This is a genomic window from Bradyrhizobium erythrophlei (assembly GCF_900129505.1).
GTDB classification, from domain to species: domain Bacteria; phylum Pseudomonadota; class Alphaproteobacteria; order Rhizobiales; family Xanthobacteraceae; genus Bradyrhizobium; species Bradyrhizobium erythrophlei_D.
In genome coordinates this window covers 6,824,683-6,841,004 of record NZ_LT670818.1, presented here as the reverse complement: position 1 = coordinate 6,841,004, position 16,322 = coordinate 6,824,683, and the positions used below count along the sequence as shown (strand labels likewise).

16 protein-coding genes and 1 pseudogene are annotated in these 16,322 nt (G+C 62.0%); 11 read left to right on the top strand and 6 right to left on the bottom strand.

Going from position 1 to position 16,322, the window contains the following annotated elements:
* Window positions 1-21: 21 nt before the first annotated feature.
* The 4 genes from B5525_RS31870 to B5525_RS31855 form a co-directional block, all read right to left on the bottom strand.
* Entirely contained in the window at window positions 22-939 is a 918-nt protein-coding gene (locus tag B5525_RS31870; protein ID WP_079569644.1) for an alpha/beta hydrolase, read from the bottom strand.
* Window positions 940-1,011: 72 nt separating this feature from the next.
* A complete protein-coding gene (locus tag B5525_RS31865) occupies window positions 1,012-1,818 on the bottom strand; it encodes an aspartate dehydrogenase (RefSeq protein ID WP_079569642.1) in 807 nt (268 codons plus the stop codon).
* Between the two features lie 74 nt (window positions 1,819-1,892).
* Window positions 1,893-2,951: a hypothetical protein gene (locus tag B5525_RS31860; protein WP_079569641.1), complete on the bottom strand. Its 1,059-nt coding sequence runs from the start codon at window positions 2,949-2,951 to the stop codon at window positions 1,893-1,895.
* Window positions 2,952-3,134: 183 nt separating this feature from the next.
* Window positions 3,135-3,905, bottom strand: a complete 771-nt coding sequence (locus B5525_RS31855; RefSeq protein ID WP_079569639.1) for a GntR family transcriptional regulator — start codon at window positions 3,903-3,905, stop codon at window positions 3,135-3,137.
* Window positions 3,906-4,005: 100 nt separating this feature from the next.
* On the opposite strand from B5525_RS31855, the gene B5525_RS31850 reads away from it, so the two are divergent.
* From B5525_RS31850 to B5525_RS31810, 9 genes are all read left to right on the top strand, one after another.
* A complete protein-coding gene (locus B5525_RS31850; protein WP_244567658.1) occupies window positions 4,006-6,369 on the top strand; it encodes a xanthine dehydrogenase family protein molybdopterin-binding subunit in 2,364 nt (787 codons plus the stop codon).
* Window positions 6,366-7,196, top strand: a complete 831-nt coding sequence (locus B5525_RS31845; protein WP_079569636.1) for an FAD binding domain-containing protein — start codon at window positions 6,366-6,368, stop codon at window positions 7,194-7,196. The genes B5525_RS31850 and B5525_RS31845 overlap by 4 nt, the downstream gene beginning before the upstream one ends.
* Window positions 7,193-7,693 carry a (2Fe-2S)-binding protein gene (locus B5525_RS31840; RefSeq protein WP_079569635.1) on the top strand — a complete coding sequence of 167 codons (501 nt, stop codon included), beginning with the start codon at window positions 7,193-7,195 and terminating at the stop codon, window positions 7,691-7,693. The genes B5525_RS31845 and B5525_RS31840 overlap by 4 nt, the downstream gene beginning before the upstream one ends.
* The gene (locus B5525_RS31835; RefSeq protein ID WP_172900016.1) at window positions 7,690-8,268 is read left to right on the top strand and encodes an SRPBCC family protein; all 579 of its coding nucleotides are present in this window, start codon (window positions 7,690-7,692) and stop codon (window positions 8,266-8,268) included. Before B5525_RS31840 ends, B5525_RS31835 begins: the two co-directional genes overlap by 4 nt.
* Window positions 8,269-8,323: 55 nt before the next feature.
* Entirely contained in the window at window positions 8,324-9,457 is a 1,134-nt protein-coding gene (locus B5525_RS31830) for an ABC transporter substrate-binding protein (RefSeq protein ID WP_079569632.1), read from the top strand.
* A gap of 68 nt (window positions 9,458-9,525) precedes the next feature.
* Window positions 9,526-10,398, top strand: coding sequence for a branched-chain amino acid ABC transporter permease (locus B5525_RS31825; protein WP_079569630.1), 873 nt, complete (start codon window positions 9,526-9,528; stop codon window positions 10,396-10,398).
* Window positions 10,398-11,357 (top strand): branched-chain amino acid ABC transporter permease, encoded by a 960-nt coding sequence (locus tag B5525_RS31820; RefSeq protein WP_079569629.1) that lies wholly within the window; start codon window positions 10,398-10,400, stop codon window positions 11,355-11,357. The genes B5525_RS31825 and B5525_RS31820 overlap by 1 nt, the downstream gene beginning before the upstream one ends.
* A 61-nt stretch (window positions 11,358-11,418) precedes the next feature.
* A complete protein-coding gene (locus B5525_RS31815; protein WP_244567657.1) occupies window positions 11,419-12,111 on the top strand; it encodes an ABC transporter ATP-binding protein in 693 nt (230 codons plus the stop codon).
* A gap of 23 nt (window positions 12,112-12,134) precedes the next feature.
* Window positions 12,135-12,830, top strand: a complete 696-nt coding sequence (locus tag B5525_RS31810; RefSeq protein ID WP_338075235.1) for an ABC transporter ATP-binding protein — start codon at window positions 12,135-12,137, stop codon at window positions 12,828-12,830.
* 410 nt (window positions 12,831-13,240) lie between these two features.
* On the opposite strand, the gene B5525_RS31805 is transcribed toward B5525_RS31810, so the two are convergent.
* Window positions 13,241-13,477, bottom strand: coding sequence for a DUF3551 domain-containing protein (locus tag B5525_RS31805; RefSeq protein ID WP_079569624.1), 237 nt, complete (start codon window positions 13,475-13,477; stop codon window positions 13,241-13,243).
* A 1,352-nt stretch (window positions 13,478-14,829) separates the two neighbouring features.
* Between B5525_RS31805 and B5525_RS31800 the strand changes: the two genes are divergently transcribed.
* Window positions 14,830-15,069, top strand: a complete 240-nt coding sequence (locus tag B5525_RS31800) for a hypothetical protein (protein ID WP_079569623.1) — start codon at window positions 14,830-14,832, stop codon at window positions 15,067-15,069.
* 174 nt (window positions 15,070-15,243) lie between these two features.
* The gene (locus B5525_RS31795) at window positions 15,244-15,450 is read left to right on the top strand and encodes a DUF3551 domain-containing protein (RefSeq protein WP_079574051.1); all 207 of its coding nucleotides are present in this window, start codon (window positions 15,244-15,246) and stop codon (window positions 15,448-15,450) included.
* 107 nt (window positions 15,451-15,557) lie between these two features.
* Here the strand turns inward: B5525_RS31795 and B5525_RS46745 are convergent.
* Window positions 15,558-15,760, bottom strand: a pseudogene (locus B5525_RS46745) (SOS response-associated peptidase); the annotation flags it as partial.
* Window positions 15,761-16,322 lie beyond the last annotated feature (562 nt).

The following is a 16,322-nucleotide window of genomic DNA, read 5'->3' as shown; positions in this document are numbered from 1 at the left end:
CGCCCGGAACTCGACAGGGAGTCAGGCGCGGCGTGTTTCGGAGATGAACTGCAGGCAAGCTCGCCCCAAAGTATCCTCGGCAGTGTTGAAGTGTCCGATGATCGAGGTATGATTGTGGCCTTTCAGCCAGACAAGGGGCGGCGCGCGTCCCTTGGCCGACGCAAGGCGATGGGCGAGCTCGTAACAGTAGACGTCGATCAGCGGATTTTCGAATTCGGAGCACGCGATGAACGTCGGTGGGCTGTTCTTGTCGACATGTGAAACCGGTGAAAGGTCGTCATACGTCGAAAGGTCGCTGCCGTAATACTCTGCAACCCGACGGGCGTTAGGATTGTCGGCGCGGCCGTCGGCGCGAACGCGGCCGCTGATGATGAGGACTCCGGCCAGCCCGTGCCCGCCGGCCGGCTGGTGCCGCTTGTCGTAAGCGTAGCTGCCGACATGGGCGCCGCCTGCCGAGTGGCCCATCAGGAATATGCGGTTGGGGTCGATATTGAGCCTGACAGCATTGGTGCGCATCCATTGCACGACGGAAGCAATATCGCGGGTGGCTTCGGGATAGCGCGCTTCGGGTGCAAGCCGGTAACCGGCGTTGATGCCGACGATGCCGTGTCTGGCGAAATAATAGAGAACGTTGGCGTAGATCGCCTCGGTTCGGTGGCGGCTGCCCTCGGTGAAAGCGCCGCCGTGAACGAAGATCAGCCCGGGTCGGGGTACCCGGTCAGATGAGGCGGGATGGAACACTTCGAAGGCCTGCCGCTCATGCGGTCCATAGGAGTTGCCTGTCTCCACCTGGACCCCTTCCGTTGGCGAATGCCTGAGCACCTCGCTGAATTTGTCGATCATCAACCGAACATGGCCTTTGGTATCGGTGGCCCATTTCGGTCCGATCTCAGCCATTAGTTCGCGAAGTTCGGTGGGGATCTCGGGGAAGTTCGTCATGGGTTCACGCTCTTCATTCGCATCGTCTTATGGACCGCACTCGGGCGACAATACACATTACCTGGCGCGCGGTTAGATGACGACCACGTTGACCTGATGCTCGATCAGTCGCACCAGGCTCAGCGCCGTCAGCTCCGATGATTTCGGATTGGTCGGAAGCGGGTTGTTTTCGAGTGTGATGTCCATGCGACCGAACCCGCCTCGCGCGATGATGCGGTGGCCGTTACTGCGGAATGACGGGTCCGCCACCAGTTCCACCCGGGTCTTGTCGAGGCCGACACCGGCCAAGGCGGTGACCACCGTGGCATTGGCATTTTGCGGATAAAGACCGGCGGCTTCACGCGCGGTGCCCGTAAAAAATACCGTGCGCTCGGTCAGGGTGGCAAGATCGAGCAGTTGGTCAGCCGGCGTTCCCTTCCACGCCACCGGCGGCTTGACGATCTGATGCGTCACCTCGTCAAGCCCCAGCACCGCGGCGCCGGCCAGCGCGTCGACCGCGCCGATTGCCCCTGACGGAATCAGAATCCGGCTGCCGTGGGTTTCGGCGACCGCCACGAGCCGGGGCAGCAATGCGTCGTCGCAGAACGCGCTGGTGGAGGCGATGATCATCGCGGGCGAGGCGGCGAGCGCGGCTTCGGCCCATCTGTCGATAGCGGCCCGGCCGGCCGCTTCGACCACGATGTCAGGCGCCAGTTCGATCAGTTTCTCGGGAGAGTCCAGAAAGCGAACCCCCTTCGGTATCGAGGCGCGCGCTTCCGGCGTGTCGAGGGTGGCGATGGCGACGACATCGATGGCGCTCCGGCGCCGCGCCAGCAGCGCACCGACGTGGGCATTGATCGCGCCCCAACCGATAAAGGCTACGGTTGCAGTTTTTTTCATGAAGTGTTGTCTCAGTCACGGTTGGCTTGCCGCCGACAAAATCCGTTAATTGCGGAAGTGAGGAGCGGTTTATGTCAGCGAGGATTCCGCAGCCGCTGGATCTGCATGTTGGCGAGGAACGGCACCAGCGGGTGAACCCCCATTTTGACGATCGAGGGGACCTCGAGCTTGGCCAGTGCCGCACGGTGTTCATCCGAAAGTTTGAACTTGTCGGCATAGGCCGATGCATCCGCCATGTATTGGGCACGATCGGTCTCGTTGTGGGCGAGGCCGTGGAGCGCCGAGGTCAGCTGAACCAGCTCCGGTTTGATCGAGGGATAGTGCGCGTCACGCCCGTCTCCCTGTTCGCCGAACCATGCAAGCGATGCATAATTGTGATGCCAGCTCGGATCCATCGAAACGACGTCAGGCTTGCGCTCGCCCAGCGCGCCGGCTGCGCAGGCCCAGCACCGCAACTCGATATTGCCGGTGTCGTCGAGCTCGGTCTCGTCGAAGCCGATCAGCGATTTCAGATTGCCGGCGGCGAGCTTCTCCAGAAGCTTGTTATCCCAGGCGAGCTCCGGATTGGAATAGCGGTCTGTTCCCGGGAAATGCGACATGCCGCCGCTCGACAGGATGACGGTTCGCAAGCCGAGCGAGGTGACGGTGCGGGCGATCGCCTGGCCGAACGCGTAGCAGCGTTCCATGGTCGGCTGCGGCGGGAGATAGGCGTTGACATAGATCGGCAGCACCGGGTCGGTGACGCCGAGATGCGTCAGCGGAATGCCGATGGCGTAGTCGATGCGCGCGGTGCTGGTGAAGGCGGGATCGAACTGCTGGCGATAGAGCTGCCGGACGATTTCGAAGCCGATTTCGCTCGGGATCTTCCAGTGGAATTTACGCCCGGCGAATTCGCCGCTTGCTTCGCCGCCGACGTGGATGGTGAACGGCGGCGTGGAGTTGAGAAAAAACTGTTCGGCGTGATCGTTGGAAAAGATGATCCAGAGATCGGGCTTCAACGCCTTGAGCTTGTTGCCGATATCCGCCGCGACCGCGCGCACCTGCTCGACGGTCTTCTTGTCCTCAGTGTCCGGCATCGTGAAGAACTGGGGCGCATGAGGCAGCATCGCCCCGCCAATTACCGTAGTCCGCATCGCAGTCTCCTTCCGTCTCGTTGGCCTGTCTCGCGCGTGTTCAAAGACCCTATTTCAGGGTGTTTCCGCCGTGTTACCGCTACTCCGACAAAAAGCAGTTATGAAGCGGCATCTTGATGGCGCGCCCCAGCCGATGAAAACTGCACGAATGCGCGGGGGCGAGATTCGGGTGCCGCAATTCCGTTAACCTCTGCCACGTCGGCCGTCCGCGGTTTTCTTTTTCAGCTTTATTCCAGCCGGCTTGACCGAGGCCTTGGTCTGCTCGGCCATGCGGTTTGCCAGCACCAGCTTGCTTACGTTCTCGAGATGCTTGCGCATGGCGCGGCCGGCATCCTCGGCCCGATGCGCCAGGATTGCGTCGACGATCTCGTGGTGACTCTCGGCGCTCTCGACGGTGACGGATTCGACTTCGTTGGCGCGGTGCCGCTCGCGATGGACGTGCCACATGACCTTCTCATGCAGATCGACCAGCGACCGGTTTCCGGTGCCGCGCACGATGCAGAGGTGGAAGTCATTGTTCAGGTCGTAATAGCGCGAGGCATCGCCGCGCCGGGCCGCCAGTCGCATGGCTTCGTAGATCCGCTTGATGTCGTGCAGCACCTCCTGCCGCTTCGATTGCGCGACCCGGATGGCGGCGAGCTGCTCCAGCCCGATCAGAATCTCCATGGTTTCAGCGATTTCGCTGGCGCCGGGATCGGTCACGACGGCGCCGACATGCGGTACCAGCCGGATCAGCCCCTCGGCTTCCAGCGTCTTCAGCGCCACGCGAAGCGGCGTGCGCGAGACCCCAAACTGCTTGCAGAGCAGCGGTTCCGACAGCCGTTCGCCGGACTTCCAGCGGTTTTCCACGATGTCGCGCCGAAGATGCGGCAGGATCTGATCGTGCATCGGCGCGAAACGCACCACGGCCGCCGATGCCGCCGCGTCCGAACGATCCTTCTTTGCTCCAGCCATCCCGAGATCAAACTCCCTATCCCCAGACCCGATTGACATGTGCGGTCCCGGCGTGATCGTATACGATATACGATTGGGTGGAACCGGTGATGAGTCAAGCGTGAGTTTACAAAATTCCTCGAAATCGAGCCCGCAGGGCGTCGGGGCTTCGCTGCGTCGTAACGAGGATGCGCGCTTCCTGGATGGCAAGGGCGAATACCTCGCCGACCTTCAGGTGCCGGGAATGGCGGAGGTGTTCTTCCTGCGCAGTCCCGTCGCGCATGGCAAAATCCGCTCGATCACCGTTCCAGAGGCCGCGCGGGACCATGTCTTCTTCGCCTCCGACATCGCATTCACCAAACCGATTCTCGCCGTCAGTGCCGCCAAGGGGTTCAAGCCGTCGAACTATCCGGCACTGACTTCCGACAAGGCGCGATTCGTCGGCGATCTGCTGGCAATCTGCATCGCGCCGACGCGCGCGGAGGCCGAGGACATTGCGCAAGCCTGTGTCATCGATTTCGAGGAACTGCCTGCGGTATGGGATATCGAGGTAGCCCTCAAGCCGGACGCGCCGCGCGTTCACGACAGCTGGTCGGACAACGTCTACATCGAAACCCGGATCGCCAGCGGCGATCTCGATGCCGTGCGCGCTCGTGCCGACGTAACGGTCCGCAAGAGTCTGCGGATGGGCCGCCATGCCGGCGTGTCGATGGAAGGCCGCGGCGTACTCGCGCATTATGACCGGCGGCTCGACGAACTGGTGGTCTATTCGTCGACGCAGTTTCCGCATGTCATCCGCACCATCCTGGCGGATAGTCTCGGGATCTCGGAAAGCCGGCTGCGGGTGATCGCTCCGGATGTCGGCGGCGGCTTCGGGCCGAAGAACAACTTCAATCCCGAGGAACTGGCGATCGCGGCGCTATCGATGAAGCTCAATCGGCCGCTGCGCTGGATCGAGGACCGCCGCGAGCATCTGACCGCCTCGCCGCACGCGCGCGAACATCGTTACGAAGTGACGGCTTACGCCGACAGATCCGGCCGCATTCTCGGTCTCGAGGCGGAAGTCGTCGTCGATGCCGGCGCTTATTCGGTCTGGCCATGGACCGCTTCGATGGAGGCGGGCATGTCGGCCGGCATCATGACCGGTCCCTATGATATCCCGGTCTACCATGCCCGTGCGGTATCGGTGGCGACCAACAAATCTCCGCTTGGACCGTATCGTGGGGTGGGCCGCAGCGGCGCCTGCTTTGCGATCGAGACCCTGGTCGACGCCGTGGCGCGCGCGGTCGGCCGCGAGCCGGCCGAGGTGCGGATCCTGAACATGGTGCCGCCCGAAGCGATGCCTTACAAATCCGTCACGCACAAGCTCTACGACAGCGGCAATTATCCGGAATGCGCCAGGCGCGCATGCGACGCGGTCGGATTGCCGGCGGTTCGCGCGCGGCAAAGCCGGCCGGAGCCGGACGGCCGCCTGATCGGCTTCGGCATGGCGAGCTACACCGAACAATCCGCGCATGGCACGGCGGAATGGGTGGCGCGCGGCCTGCCGGTGGTGTTCGGTTACGAGCCCGCGCTCGCCCGCTTCACACCCGACGGCAAGCTCATTCTGTTCGTCGGGATCCAGAATCACGGGCAGGGGCTCGAGACGACGCTCGCCCAGGTCGCCAACCAGGAACTCGGTATCCCCGTCAGGGACGTCATCGTCAGGCACGGCGACAGTTCGGTGTCGCCCTACGGAATGGGCACCTTTGCGTCGCGCAGCATGACCATGTCGGGCGGCGCGGTGTCGGCGGCTTGCGTGATCCTGGCCGAGAAGATCGCGCGGATCGGCGCCCATTTGCTGCAGGCCCCGAAGGAATCCGTCCGGCTCGCCGACGGCAGGGTCTATTTCGGCGAGCAGAGCGTGTCGTTCGCCGATATCGGCCAGGCCGCCTATCTGCATCCGGAGCGCCTGCCCGTCGGCGAAGAGCCGGCGCTGGAGGCGAGCGCGGTTTATCAGCCCGGGCGCAGTACCGGTGCCTTCTCCTATGCGACGCATACCTGCGTACTCGCCGTCGACCCCGGCACCGGTCATGTCGAAGTGCTCGACTACGTCGTCTGCCATGACTGCGGGACCATGGTGAACCCGATGATCGTGGAAGGGCAGGTGGTCGGCGGCGTCGCGCAAGGGCTCGGCACCGCGCTTTACGAGGAAATCCCTTACGACGAGAACGGCCAGCCGCTGGCGTCGACCTTTCTCGACTACATGATACCGGGCGCGACCGAGGTGCCCGACGTCCGCGTGCTGCACATGGAAACGCCGTCGCCGCACACGCGATTTGGCATCAAGGGCATGGGCGAGGGCGGCGCCATTGCGCCGCCCGCGGCGATCGTCAACGCGATCAACGATGCGCTAAGACCGCTTGGCGCGGAAATCGGCCAAACTCCGGCGACCCCGGATCGCATCCTGCGGGCCATCATCGCCGCCCGGGAAACGCGGCCATGAAGCCGGCGCCATTCACCTATCACCGCGCAAGTTCGATCGACGACGCCATCGCTCACTTGAAAGGCGGTGACGCGATCGTGAGGCCGCTGGCCGGCGGACAATCGCTGGTTCCGATGCTGAACCTGAGGCTGGCGCCGGCTGACAAGCTGGTCGACCTGACCCGCATCGACGCGTTGCGACGATCCGAAGAGCGGCCGGATTGCATCCGCTACGGCGCCTTGGTCACCCACGCGGCGTTCGAGGACCGGCTCGTCCCGGATGCCAGCAACGGGCTGATGCCGTTCGTCGGATCGCAGATCGCCTATCGCGCCATCCGGACCCGCGGCACCATCGGCGGTGCGCTCGCGCTGGCCGATCCAGCCGCGGACTGGCTCACCACGATCGTCGCGCTCGAAGCCGAGATCGCGTTGGTCGGTCCGAACGGACGGCGCGTAACAGCAGGCACGGATTTTGCTCTCGGTCCGTACATGACGGTCATCGAAGATGCGGAGCTGATCGAAGCCATCGCCGTGCCGCGGCGCTCGCCCAGCGAGCGCTGGGGACATTACAAGGTCGCGCGCAAGACCGGCGAGTACGCTGAATCGATGGCAATCGCGCTGATCGACAAGACGCGCGGTACGGCGCGGCTGGTGGTCGGCGCCACCGACGGTGCCCCGCTCGTGCTGGAGAAATCGTCGCGCGATATCGCCGCCGGCAGCGGCGGCGAAGCGCTTGCGGCCACGATCCGGCGGGAACTCGCCGACAGCGGCCGCGACTTTTCGCCCGAGAAACTGCTCCTTCATTGCACCACGGCGGTGCGCGCCGTCGCGAACTCGGAAAAACGATGAAGATTTCGATATCAGCCACCATCAACGGCAAACCGGTTCATGCATCGGTCGAGCCCCGCACCAGTCTTGCCGACCTGTTGCGCGAGGAACTGCGGCTGACGGCGACGCATCTCGGTTGCGAGCAGGGCGTCTGCGGCGCCTGCACCATCTTGATCGACGGCCAGCCGGCCCGCGCTTGCATCGCGCTTGCGGTCGGCCTCGACGGTGCGGATATCCGCACCCTCGAAGGCCTCGACCAGGACCCGCTGATGCTGACCCTGAAAGCGGCTTTTCACGACAAGCATGGACTGCAATGCGGCTTCTGCACGCCGGGAATGCTGATCAGCGCCTGGGACCTGTTGCGGCGCAAGCCCCGCCTCAGTGCCGAGGAAATCCGCGTCGCGATCAGCGGCAATCTGTGCCGCTGCACCGGGTACCAGGGCATCGTTCGATCGATCCAGTCTGCGTCCGAAATATGCGCCGGCAAGGCGGAACTGGCCCGGGAGCAGGCCCGATGAAGATCGAGAAGAGTTTCGAACTGCCGCATCCGCGTGAATTCGTCTGGAACCGGATGAACGACGTGTACTTCGTCGCAAAATGCCTGCCCGGCGCTTCGATCGTCGAGGACCTCGGCGAGCATCGCTACAAGGGCCGGATGTCGGTGAAGGTCGGGCCGATGGCTGCTGCCTTCGACGGCGAAGTCGCCATCGACAGCCAGCCCCGCGAGTGGACCGCGATCGTTTCCGGCAAGGGCGCCGATGCGCGCTCCAGTTCGCGCGCCACTGGAGCGATGACGTACCGGCTCAACGAGGGCAACTCGCCCGGCGCGACGCGCGTCGAAGTCGTCTCCGACATCAATCTGGCGGGACCGCTGGCCCAGTTCGGCAAGGGCGCGGTCATGCAGGAGGTGGCCAACCGCATCACTGCGGATTTCGTCAGGAATTTTGAAAAGGCCTTGTCCGCCGCTCCGGCGAGCGGAGAGGCGAGGGCCCCGGAGCCCGCCGCGTCAAGCCAGCCGCTCGATGCCGGAAATCTGCTCTGGTCGATTTTGCGCGAACGCTTCCTGGCGCTGTTCCGGAAGCGATCGTCGTGAGGCCACCGATCGTCGCAATCGATGTTCCACCGCAACCTGAAAGCAGGAGAAGGTTATGAGTATAGTAAAAAGCTGGCCGATCGGCGTTCTGGGTCTGGCGCTTGCCAGTGCCGGCGTCCATGCTCAGGAAACCATCAAGATCGGCGTGATCCAGCCCCTGACGGGATCGGTGGCTTATAACGGCACCACCGACGTCAACGGTTCGAAGCTGGCGCTCGACGAGATCAACGCCAAGGGCGGCGTGCTCGGCAAGAAGGTCGAACTGGTGATCGAGGACGGCCAGTGTCGTCCTGCCAACTCGGTCAGTGCGGCGGAAAAGCTCGTTCAGCGTGACAAGGTGGTGGCGATCTCCGGCGCCTTCTGCAGCTCGTCGACGCTGGCGGTGATGCCGGTCGTCGCCAATTACAAGCTGCCGCTGATCACCGGCGTCTCCTCGAGCGCCGAACTGACCGAGAAAGGCAACCCGTGGTTCTTCCGGGCCACCGAAACCGACGCGTTGCTGGCGAAAGCCTTCTCGAAGATCCTTTACGACCAGCTCAAACTGCGCAAGGTGGCCTATATCGGCGTCAATGACGATTTCGGCCGTGGCGGTGTCGCCGAGTTCGAGAAGCAGATGACGGCGCTCGGCGCGACCACGGTCATGAAGGAATATTTCGAGCACGGCACCTCGGATTTTTACACGCTGCTGACCAAGCTGAAATCGTCCGGAGCCGATGGCGTGTTCGTCGCGGCTGAAACCCAGGACGGATCGATCCTTGTCAAGCAGAAGGCCGAGCTCGGGCTGACCACCAAGATGTTTGGCGTGGGGTCTTGGGCTACTCCGGACTTCATCAAGCTGACGGGAGAGGCGTCCGAAGGCATCTACGCCGCGGTGCCCTATGCCTCGACCATGACGACGCCGAAGAACAAGGCGTTCGTGACCGCCTATACCGCCCGGTACAACGAAGCACCCGGCAAATATTCTGCGGCCGGCTATAACGCCATCAACATTCTGGCTGAGGCGATCACCCGCGCCGGTTCCACCGATCCGGAGAAGCTGCGCGATGCGCTAGGCAAGACCGATTACGAAGGCCCGAACGGTCATTTCCAGTTCGACAGCAAGGGCCAGGCGAGCGGCTTCTCGGTCGTGCTGGTGCAGTTGCTGAAGGGCGTTCCCACCGTGGCGGCAACCAGCACCATCGAACGCTAAGAACAACGCGGGGGCGTCGCTGACGCTCCCGCCCGCGCCTCCGAGGCGCTCGGAACCGTGAGCGCGATATGGATCTGTTCCTTCAGCTTCTTGCCAATGGCCTGGTCATCGGGACCTTTTACGCGCTGTCCGCGCTCGGCCTGACGCTGGTGTTCGGTCTGATGCGCGTGGTGAATTTTGCCCATGGTGAGCTCTATGTGGTTGGCGGGCTCCTGGGATGGTCGTTGACAGATCTCGTTGGGCTCAATTTCTTCCTGACGCTCGCGGTCGTGATCTTCAGTCTCGCGGTCGGCGGCTATCTGATCGATCGCCTGTTGATGGCCCGGGTGCGCGGGCAGGGCGAGGAACCGACCATCCTGCTGACGATCGGGCTGTCGATCTTCCTGACCAACACAGCGTTGTTGATCGTAGGCACCGCGCCGGAGAAGGTCATCTCGCCGTTCGCCAACAAGCCGCTGTTTTTCGGTCCGGTCGTCATCACTCAGTCACGGCTCGTGCTGGTGGCGATCTCCGCCGCGCTGATCCTCGCCGTCCATCTTTTGATTCAAAGGACAACGCTGGGACGCTCGATGCGAGCTACCTTCCAGGATTCCATGGCCGCGCAACTTTCCGGCATTCGCACCGCTCACGTCTACGGCTTCACCTTCGCGCTCGGGGCGGCGCTCGCAGGCGCTGCCGGAATGCTGCTCGGTTCGATCTATGTGGCGCAGGCCACCATCGGGGACGTCGTATCCCTGAAGGCATTTGTGGTCGTCATTCTCGGCGGTATGGGAAGTTTTGCGGGCGCCATCGTAGGCGGGCTTATCCTGGGAGTTTCAGAAGCCTTCTGGGGCGGCTATATGTCGAGCGGCTACGTGGATGCGATCGGCTTCGGTTTGGTCATCGCGATGCTGCTGGTGCGGCCATACGGCCTCTTCGGCAAACACGCCGAGCGCGCCTGATGATCTTCGAACGCAATTGCCTGTGGGGTTTATTGGCTGCCGCACTGCTCGCGCCGCTCCTGATCCTCAATCAGTACGCGCTGCATATCGGCGTCCTCATCTTGTTTTCGGTGATGCTGGCGACGAGCTTCAACCTCATCGTCGGCTATGTCGGCGAGTTCCCGCTCGGCCACACCGCGTTCCTTGGCGTCGGCGCCTATACCGCGGCGCTGTTCTCAAGCCGCCTCGCCATGCCCTTTCATGTCGCGGTTCTTGCCGCGCCACTGGTGGCGGCGCTGTTCGGGCTCGTCATCGGCGCCATCACACTGCGGCTGCGAGGACCGTTCTTCGTGATCGTCACGCTGTGCTTCGCGGAGGTGTTGCGGCTGGTCGCCAATAACTGGATCGGTCTGACCAACGGCCCGATGGGCATTTCCGGCATCGAAAAGCCGGCATGGGCGACGGCCGGCGATGCGCTGCAGCAGAAGATGGCCTATTACTATGTCGGCGTGTTGCTGGCCTCGGTGTCCCTGTTCGTCGCCTATCGCTTCGTCTATTCGAACATCGGACGTGCAGCGATCGCGGTCCGCGAGAACCGGTTCGTGGCGCAGTCGATCGGCGTTTCGCCGTTCTATCTCGGACTGGTCACGTTCGTGCTGGCGGCGGGCATCGCCGGTCTCGCCGGCGGCTTCTACGCCAACTACGTCTCCTTTGTCGGCCCCGAAGTGTTCGGTTTCTCCTTCATGGTCTCGATGATCATCATGGTGCTTGCCGGCGGCAAGGGAACGCTGGTCGGCCCGGTGGTCGGTGCCGTCATCGTCGTGCTGCTCGAAGAGTATTTGCGCGACTTCAAGGAGCTGCGCTTTTCGATCTTCGGCCTGATCGTGATGGCCGTGGTACTGTTCCTGCCGCGCGGCATCATGGGATTTATCGCCCGGCGCCACGAAAGCTATCCTCGTGGAGCGACCCGCGATGCTTGAACTCTCAGGCGTCTCGAAGCGGTTTGGCGGTCTGGCTGCCCTGTCCGATATCAGCTTCAAGGTGGGCGCCGGCGAGATCGTGAGCCTGATCGGGCCGAACGGGGCGGGCAAGACCACCTGCCTCAACATGATCACCGGTTTTTACCAGCCGACGGCGGGAACGGTGGTTTATCGGAACGACGACATCACCGGCCACGCGCCGTACGCAATCGCACAGGCCGGCTTGATACGCACATTTCAGAAGACCAATGTGCTGAAGGGGTTGACAGTGTTCGGCAACGTGCTGACGGCGCGTCACCGGCACGGTGAGAAATCGCTGCTGCGGACCCTTTTTCCTGGCCAGGCGCAGCGCAAACGCGAGCGGCAGCTTCGCGATGAGGCGGCGGCGATCGTTGAAAAAGTGGGGCTCGGCGATCGAATGAACACGGAAGCCGATTCGCTTTCCTGCGGCGAACTTCGGTTGCTGGAACTGGCCGTTGCGCTCGGCGCCGGTCCTCGATTGTTGATGCTGGACGAACCGGCGGCGGGCCTCAACACGGAGGAAGCCTACCAGTTGGGCGGTGTGCTCAGAAAGCTGATCGGCGACGGTGTCGAAGCCTTGCTCCTGATCGAACACAACATGGCGCTCGTGATGGAGGTATCAGACCGCATCGTTGTGCTGAACTTCGGGCGCAAGATCGCCGAGGGCACGCCGGACCAGATTCGAGACAATTCCGACGTCATCGAAGCCTATCTCGGCAAGCCCGCGGCATGAGCAACAGGGATCCCATCCTCGAATTGCGCGAGGTCAGCGCATCCTATGGCAAGGTGCGCGCGTTGCACGGCGTCAGCCTGAAGATCAGCCCCGGCGAGGTCGTCGCGCTGATTGGCGCCAACGGCGCCGGCAAGAGCACGACGCTGCGCGTGATGTCGGGCCTGATCGGCGCCACGACGGGCGACATCCTGCTCGATGGCGTGTCGATTGCCCGGCAGCGGCCCGATACCATCGTCCGCCGGGGTATCGCCCATTGCCCTGAAGAACGGCGGATCTGGCCGGAGTTGACGGTGCATGAAAACCTTGCACTCGGCGGCTATATCTGCGGTGACCGCGCCGAGGTGAAGCGGCGGATGGAAGCGGTGCTGACGCGATTCCCGCGCCTGCGTGAACGAAGCGCGCAAATGGCAGGTACGCTTTCAGGAGGCGAACAGCAGATGCTCGCCATCGGCCGCGCGCTGATGTCGGCGCCCCGTATTCTGCTGCTGGACGAACGGAGCCTTGGCCTCAGTCCCCTCATCATGCAGGAGGTGTTGACGGTAATTCGACAACTGCGCGACCAGGGCATCACCATCGTCCTGGTCGAGCAGAACGTGCACAACGCGCTTTCCGTCGCCAACCGGGCCTACGTGTTGACCACGGGTCGTGTCGTTGCCGAGGATAGTGCAGCAGGGCTACTGAAGAACCCGGATGTGCTCCGAGCCTATCTCGGCGGCTGAATGCTTTGTTCCAAGGAGTGCGTCGATCGCTTCAGAGCTCGCAGGGGAAGTGACCGCAATTGGGTGGGCTGGCTCCAAATCGCCTTCGACCCGTCGCCAGAGAACCGCGATGCGCCTGCGGGGCGCCGCCAAGCCTATTGCAGGTTGCATGTAGTTTGTGAATTGGGTTGGCCGCTTTATGCGACACGCCGCACGGGGAAGTTCGAAGTCGGGAAACGGCCGCAGTTAATTACGCCGCCGACCCAGTGAAGTCCACTGATCGCGGTTTCACTGTGATCGGCGCCGCGGCGGTTCCACGGTCCAAGACGATTGTCTGCACGCTTTGGCAGCGCTTCAATGGCGCATGCCGGCGCTCACCCGCCGCCAATCGCCGGAACGTCGACGGGTGGGCTTAAAAAACTTCGGCGCCCTCAACGCGTCACAGGCCCGCGCTGGCGAGCGTGGGCGTATCTCGGATTGATGCCGCAGGTTGAATTGGTACCTGAAGCAGTTGCCATGCACTGCTGCCGCGTGGAGAACTGACAGTTGCCTGGAAAGCCCCATTGCCTCCCCTGCAGACAGTACTTTGCCGCCGCCGCTGGCTGAACGGTGGATGCCAGGGCGGCGAAAGAAGCTAGGATCATGAAGACTTGAGCAAAACGGCGCATTTTTTGCCTCCTCTTTCAGAAACCCATCAACTCCGGATGAGCGCATCCGTTCCCCGCGTCATCGAGGCACCCAACGAGCAAGCGACCCGAGAAGATTACCTTCGGCGAGATGCGATCAGCCGGTGTGCGCGGGCTGCTGATCTATTGCTCCGACTGTCATTGCAGCCATTCCACAGCGATCAGCGGGGACAGATGGCCCGACGACGTTCGGCTGTCCGATCTTGAAGCGAAATTTGTTTGCCGGGCTCGTGGCACGCCCGCAGCGATAACGTTTGGTTTGGCGGCAACGCCCGTGCCTTTTTAGTGATCGAGTGACACAATCCACTTCCGCTTCTGGCACTCTTCGGACCTGAGTTGGCGGGTCGGGCATGTCAGCCCTTGGAGCCAATGCCGACTTTGCGATTGCGCAGGTCCGGCCCCCCCGCGCGGCCCTTTTGATGACAACGCACGACCTCCTTCTGCGGCGGTAACATTGATCGGTTAGGTTAAGAAGCGAGTTCCATTGCGCTGTTGCGGCTAGGCGCTATCTTCGCGCAAACGCTTCAACTTTTTGGTTTGTTTTAATGATTGGTCGCTGTGAAAAAACCGCGTGAGAGTGTGGCCGAAGCTATTTGTCCGGCCTGTGATGGCACGGGGTTGCAGAAGGTCAAACAGCCAATGCAGCCGGGCCGCAAAATCTATCCTGCCAAGTGCGAGGAGTGTCTCGGCAAAGGCCGAATAAAGAAGCCACCCGGAACACCTCCCACTAAACCAGCGGCAACGTGAGCTGACGCTCCGGTCCTAGATGCCGATCCAGGAATGCTTCAAAGCGAATGATGGCAATTCGTCACCGGCTAGATCGAGACGGCGATGATCGAGAATCTTTAGGCGGCTGCAGCTCACTCTTGAGCCAGCCCGTAGCCTTATCCGTTTTCAGCGGATCAGGACCATCGCAATCGAAGCACTGGGAAGCACTGGAACGTACGCTTGCCCTTGCCGCCGGGAGGCAGCGCGAGGGTCAGGTAGGCCCCGCGGTGGGAGCAAGTCGGTCGTTCAGCTTGGCCCATGGTCCAAAAAATTTAAGCTCAATGACTTATATTTTCCGTTCGGTCCCGGACGTCAGTCAAGCCAAAATTGTCGAGGAAGACGGGAACGTTTTCGACGTAACGAAGCGTAAGTTCAAATTTTGCGATGCAGCGAATACTTTCGCTGGTCCGGCCTTGTTAAAGCGCGTACCACACCATCCAGCGCGGATGGTTTCCGATAGGAAACCTAGTTGAATATTCATTCAAAAAAGTTCCGTACCAGTTCCGGGAACGTCGCTTTGCTCCACCCGTTTTCTTCCTGCGCAACAACGATAGGAGAGAAGCGACATGAAAAAGATTTCTTGCGTCCTCGCTGCGTTAGCGGCCATCGCAGTTGCCGCGCCAACGGTGGCAAGCGCCCAGGGTTTTAGTTTCCGCGTCGGTCCCGACCGGGACTACTACCGGGATGACTACTATCGCGGCCCCCACGTCGAATTCTACGGTCATGATCGCGGATGGCATCGCGGCTGGTATCACGATGGCGACCGTGTAATTATTAGGCGTCACCATTACTGGGACGACTACTAAACGAGAATGGCCCCTTAAACGGGGCCATTTTTTTAACCGGTAAGCAGCCGCCTCTCACTGGCATAGCTGGAGTGGATCGCGCCACGACGGCGTACTATAATTGATCTGACGGACTTGTTTCTCCAATTGGAGGTTCGCGTGGTCAGGCTCATTGTTGCAATCCTTCCGCTCGCAATGGCTCTTGTTGCAACCTCCGCACAGGCTCAAATGTATGATCCCAATTATCCAGTCTGCATGCACGTCTATGGCGAGTTGGAGGGCGAGCGGATGGATTGCATCTTCACCTCGCTTGCCCAGTGCGCAGCTACGGCCTCCGGCCGTCCCGCGACGTGCCTAATCAATCCATATTTCGTGCACACATCAGGCCGACGCAGACACTGAGGCAACCAGTCACGTTCCTTTCGACGGATCGTGTACGATGGCTCTTCATCGCCGCTGATGAACTGCCACGCTGAGGCGAAACGGCCGGTTCCGCTGCCGCCTTGTCTGTCTTCCTTGTCGGCACCCAGCATCACGATCTTGAGTGCATCGTCCGGTAACGGCCGCTGCAACGCCTTCGCCTCGTCCCCATAGCGCGCATCCAGACGTCGCGCTCCTCATCGGTCGTCAGGATCACGGGCATGGCGTTGGGGTGGATCGGCTCCACGATCGCGTTCGGCGCGGTCGTCAGGAAGCCGTAGACCAGGTGAGGACGCTCGGATTGAGCTACCGTAAAGGGTCTCGCGCGACATCTGGAATAACAATGTCACCAACAATCCATCCACGAATACCGGAGGAATCTCGATGGTCGCGGTGAGCAAACCGTGGTTTGCTTTGGGATACGCGGGCGCGAACACCAGGTTTAATACCTTTTGACTCCTGCGATCACCGATTCCGCGCCAGCTTGCGGCGACGCCGATGCGGTTCATTAGTCGGGTTGAACGTACCCTCCACGTTGCGGCAGGCAGCGCGCTCAATACCCAATTTCGCGAAAAGCATTGGTCCGCAGCCTTCGGAAGCGTCGATCAACATCTGAATTGCCAGCCGCCATTCGGGCGTTTCACGCTCGGCTTTGGGGAGTTGCCTTATAAAGTTCGCCGCATCGCGGAGCGTTCTCGCTGGAGGACCGCTCGGCAACGGTACCGGTTGATCGAAGGGACGCTCCCAGGACACGAACGGTACTCCACGAAAAACATTCAAACCGCGGAAGTCCGATTCGTTCCTGACCGCGTCCAATTGGAACCAGTCGGGCTGGATAAGCGTCGATTCCGTGC

Coding starts and splice junctions, on each gene's coding strand:
- B5525_RS31870 (WP_079569644.1), bottom strand. CDS start 939: ATGACGAACTTCCCCGAGATCCCCACCGAACTTCGCGAACTAATGGCT.
- B5525_RS31865 (WP_079569642.1), bottom strand. CDS start 1,818: ATGAAAAAAACTGCAACCGTAGCCTTTATCGGTTGGGGCGCGATCAAT.
- B5525_RS31860 (WP_079569641.1), bottom strand. CDS start 2,951: ATGCGGACTACGGTAATTGGCGGGGCGATGCTGCCTCATGCGCCCCAG.
- B5525_RS31855 (WP_079569639.1), bottom strand. CDS start 3,905: ATGGCTGGAGCAAAGAAGGATCGTTCGGACGCGGCGGCATCGGCGGCC.
- B5525_RS31845 (WP_079569636.1), top strand. CDS start 6,366: ATGAAGCCGGCGCCATTCACCTATCACCGCGCAAGTTCGATCGACGAC.
- B5525_RS31840 (WP_079569635.1), top strand. CDS start 7,193: ATGAAGATTTCGATATCAGCCACCATCAACGGCAAACCGGTTCATGCA.
- B5525_RS31835 (WP_172900016.1), top strand. CDS start 7,690: ATGAAGATCGAGAAGAGTTTCGAACTGCCGCATCCGCGTGAATTCGTC.
- B5525_RS31830 (WP_079569632.1), top strand. CDS start 8,324: ATGAGTATAGTAAAAAGCTGGCCGATCGGCGTTCTGGGTCTGGCGCTT.
- B5525_RS31825 (WP_079569630.1), top strand. CDS start 9,526: ATGGATCTGTTCCTTCAGCTTCTTGCCAATGGCCTGGTCATCGGGACC.
- B5525_RS31820 (WP_079569629.1), top strand. CDS start 10,398: ATGATCTTCGAACGCAATTGCCTGTGGGGTTTATTGGCTGCCGCACTG.
- B5525_RS31805 (WP_079569624.1), bottom strand. CDS start 13,477: ATGCGCCGTTTTGCTCAAGTCTTCATGATCCTAGCTTCTTTCGCCGCC.
- B5525_RS31800 (WP_079569623.1), top strand. CDS start 14,830: ATGAAAAAGATTTCTTGCGTCCTCGCTGCGTTAGCGGCCATCGCAGTT.
- B5525_RS31795 (WP_079574051.1), top strand. CDS start 15,244: ATGGCTCTTGTTGCAACCTCCGCACAGGCTCAAATGTATGATCCCAAT.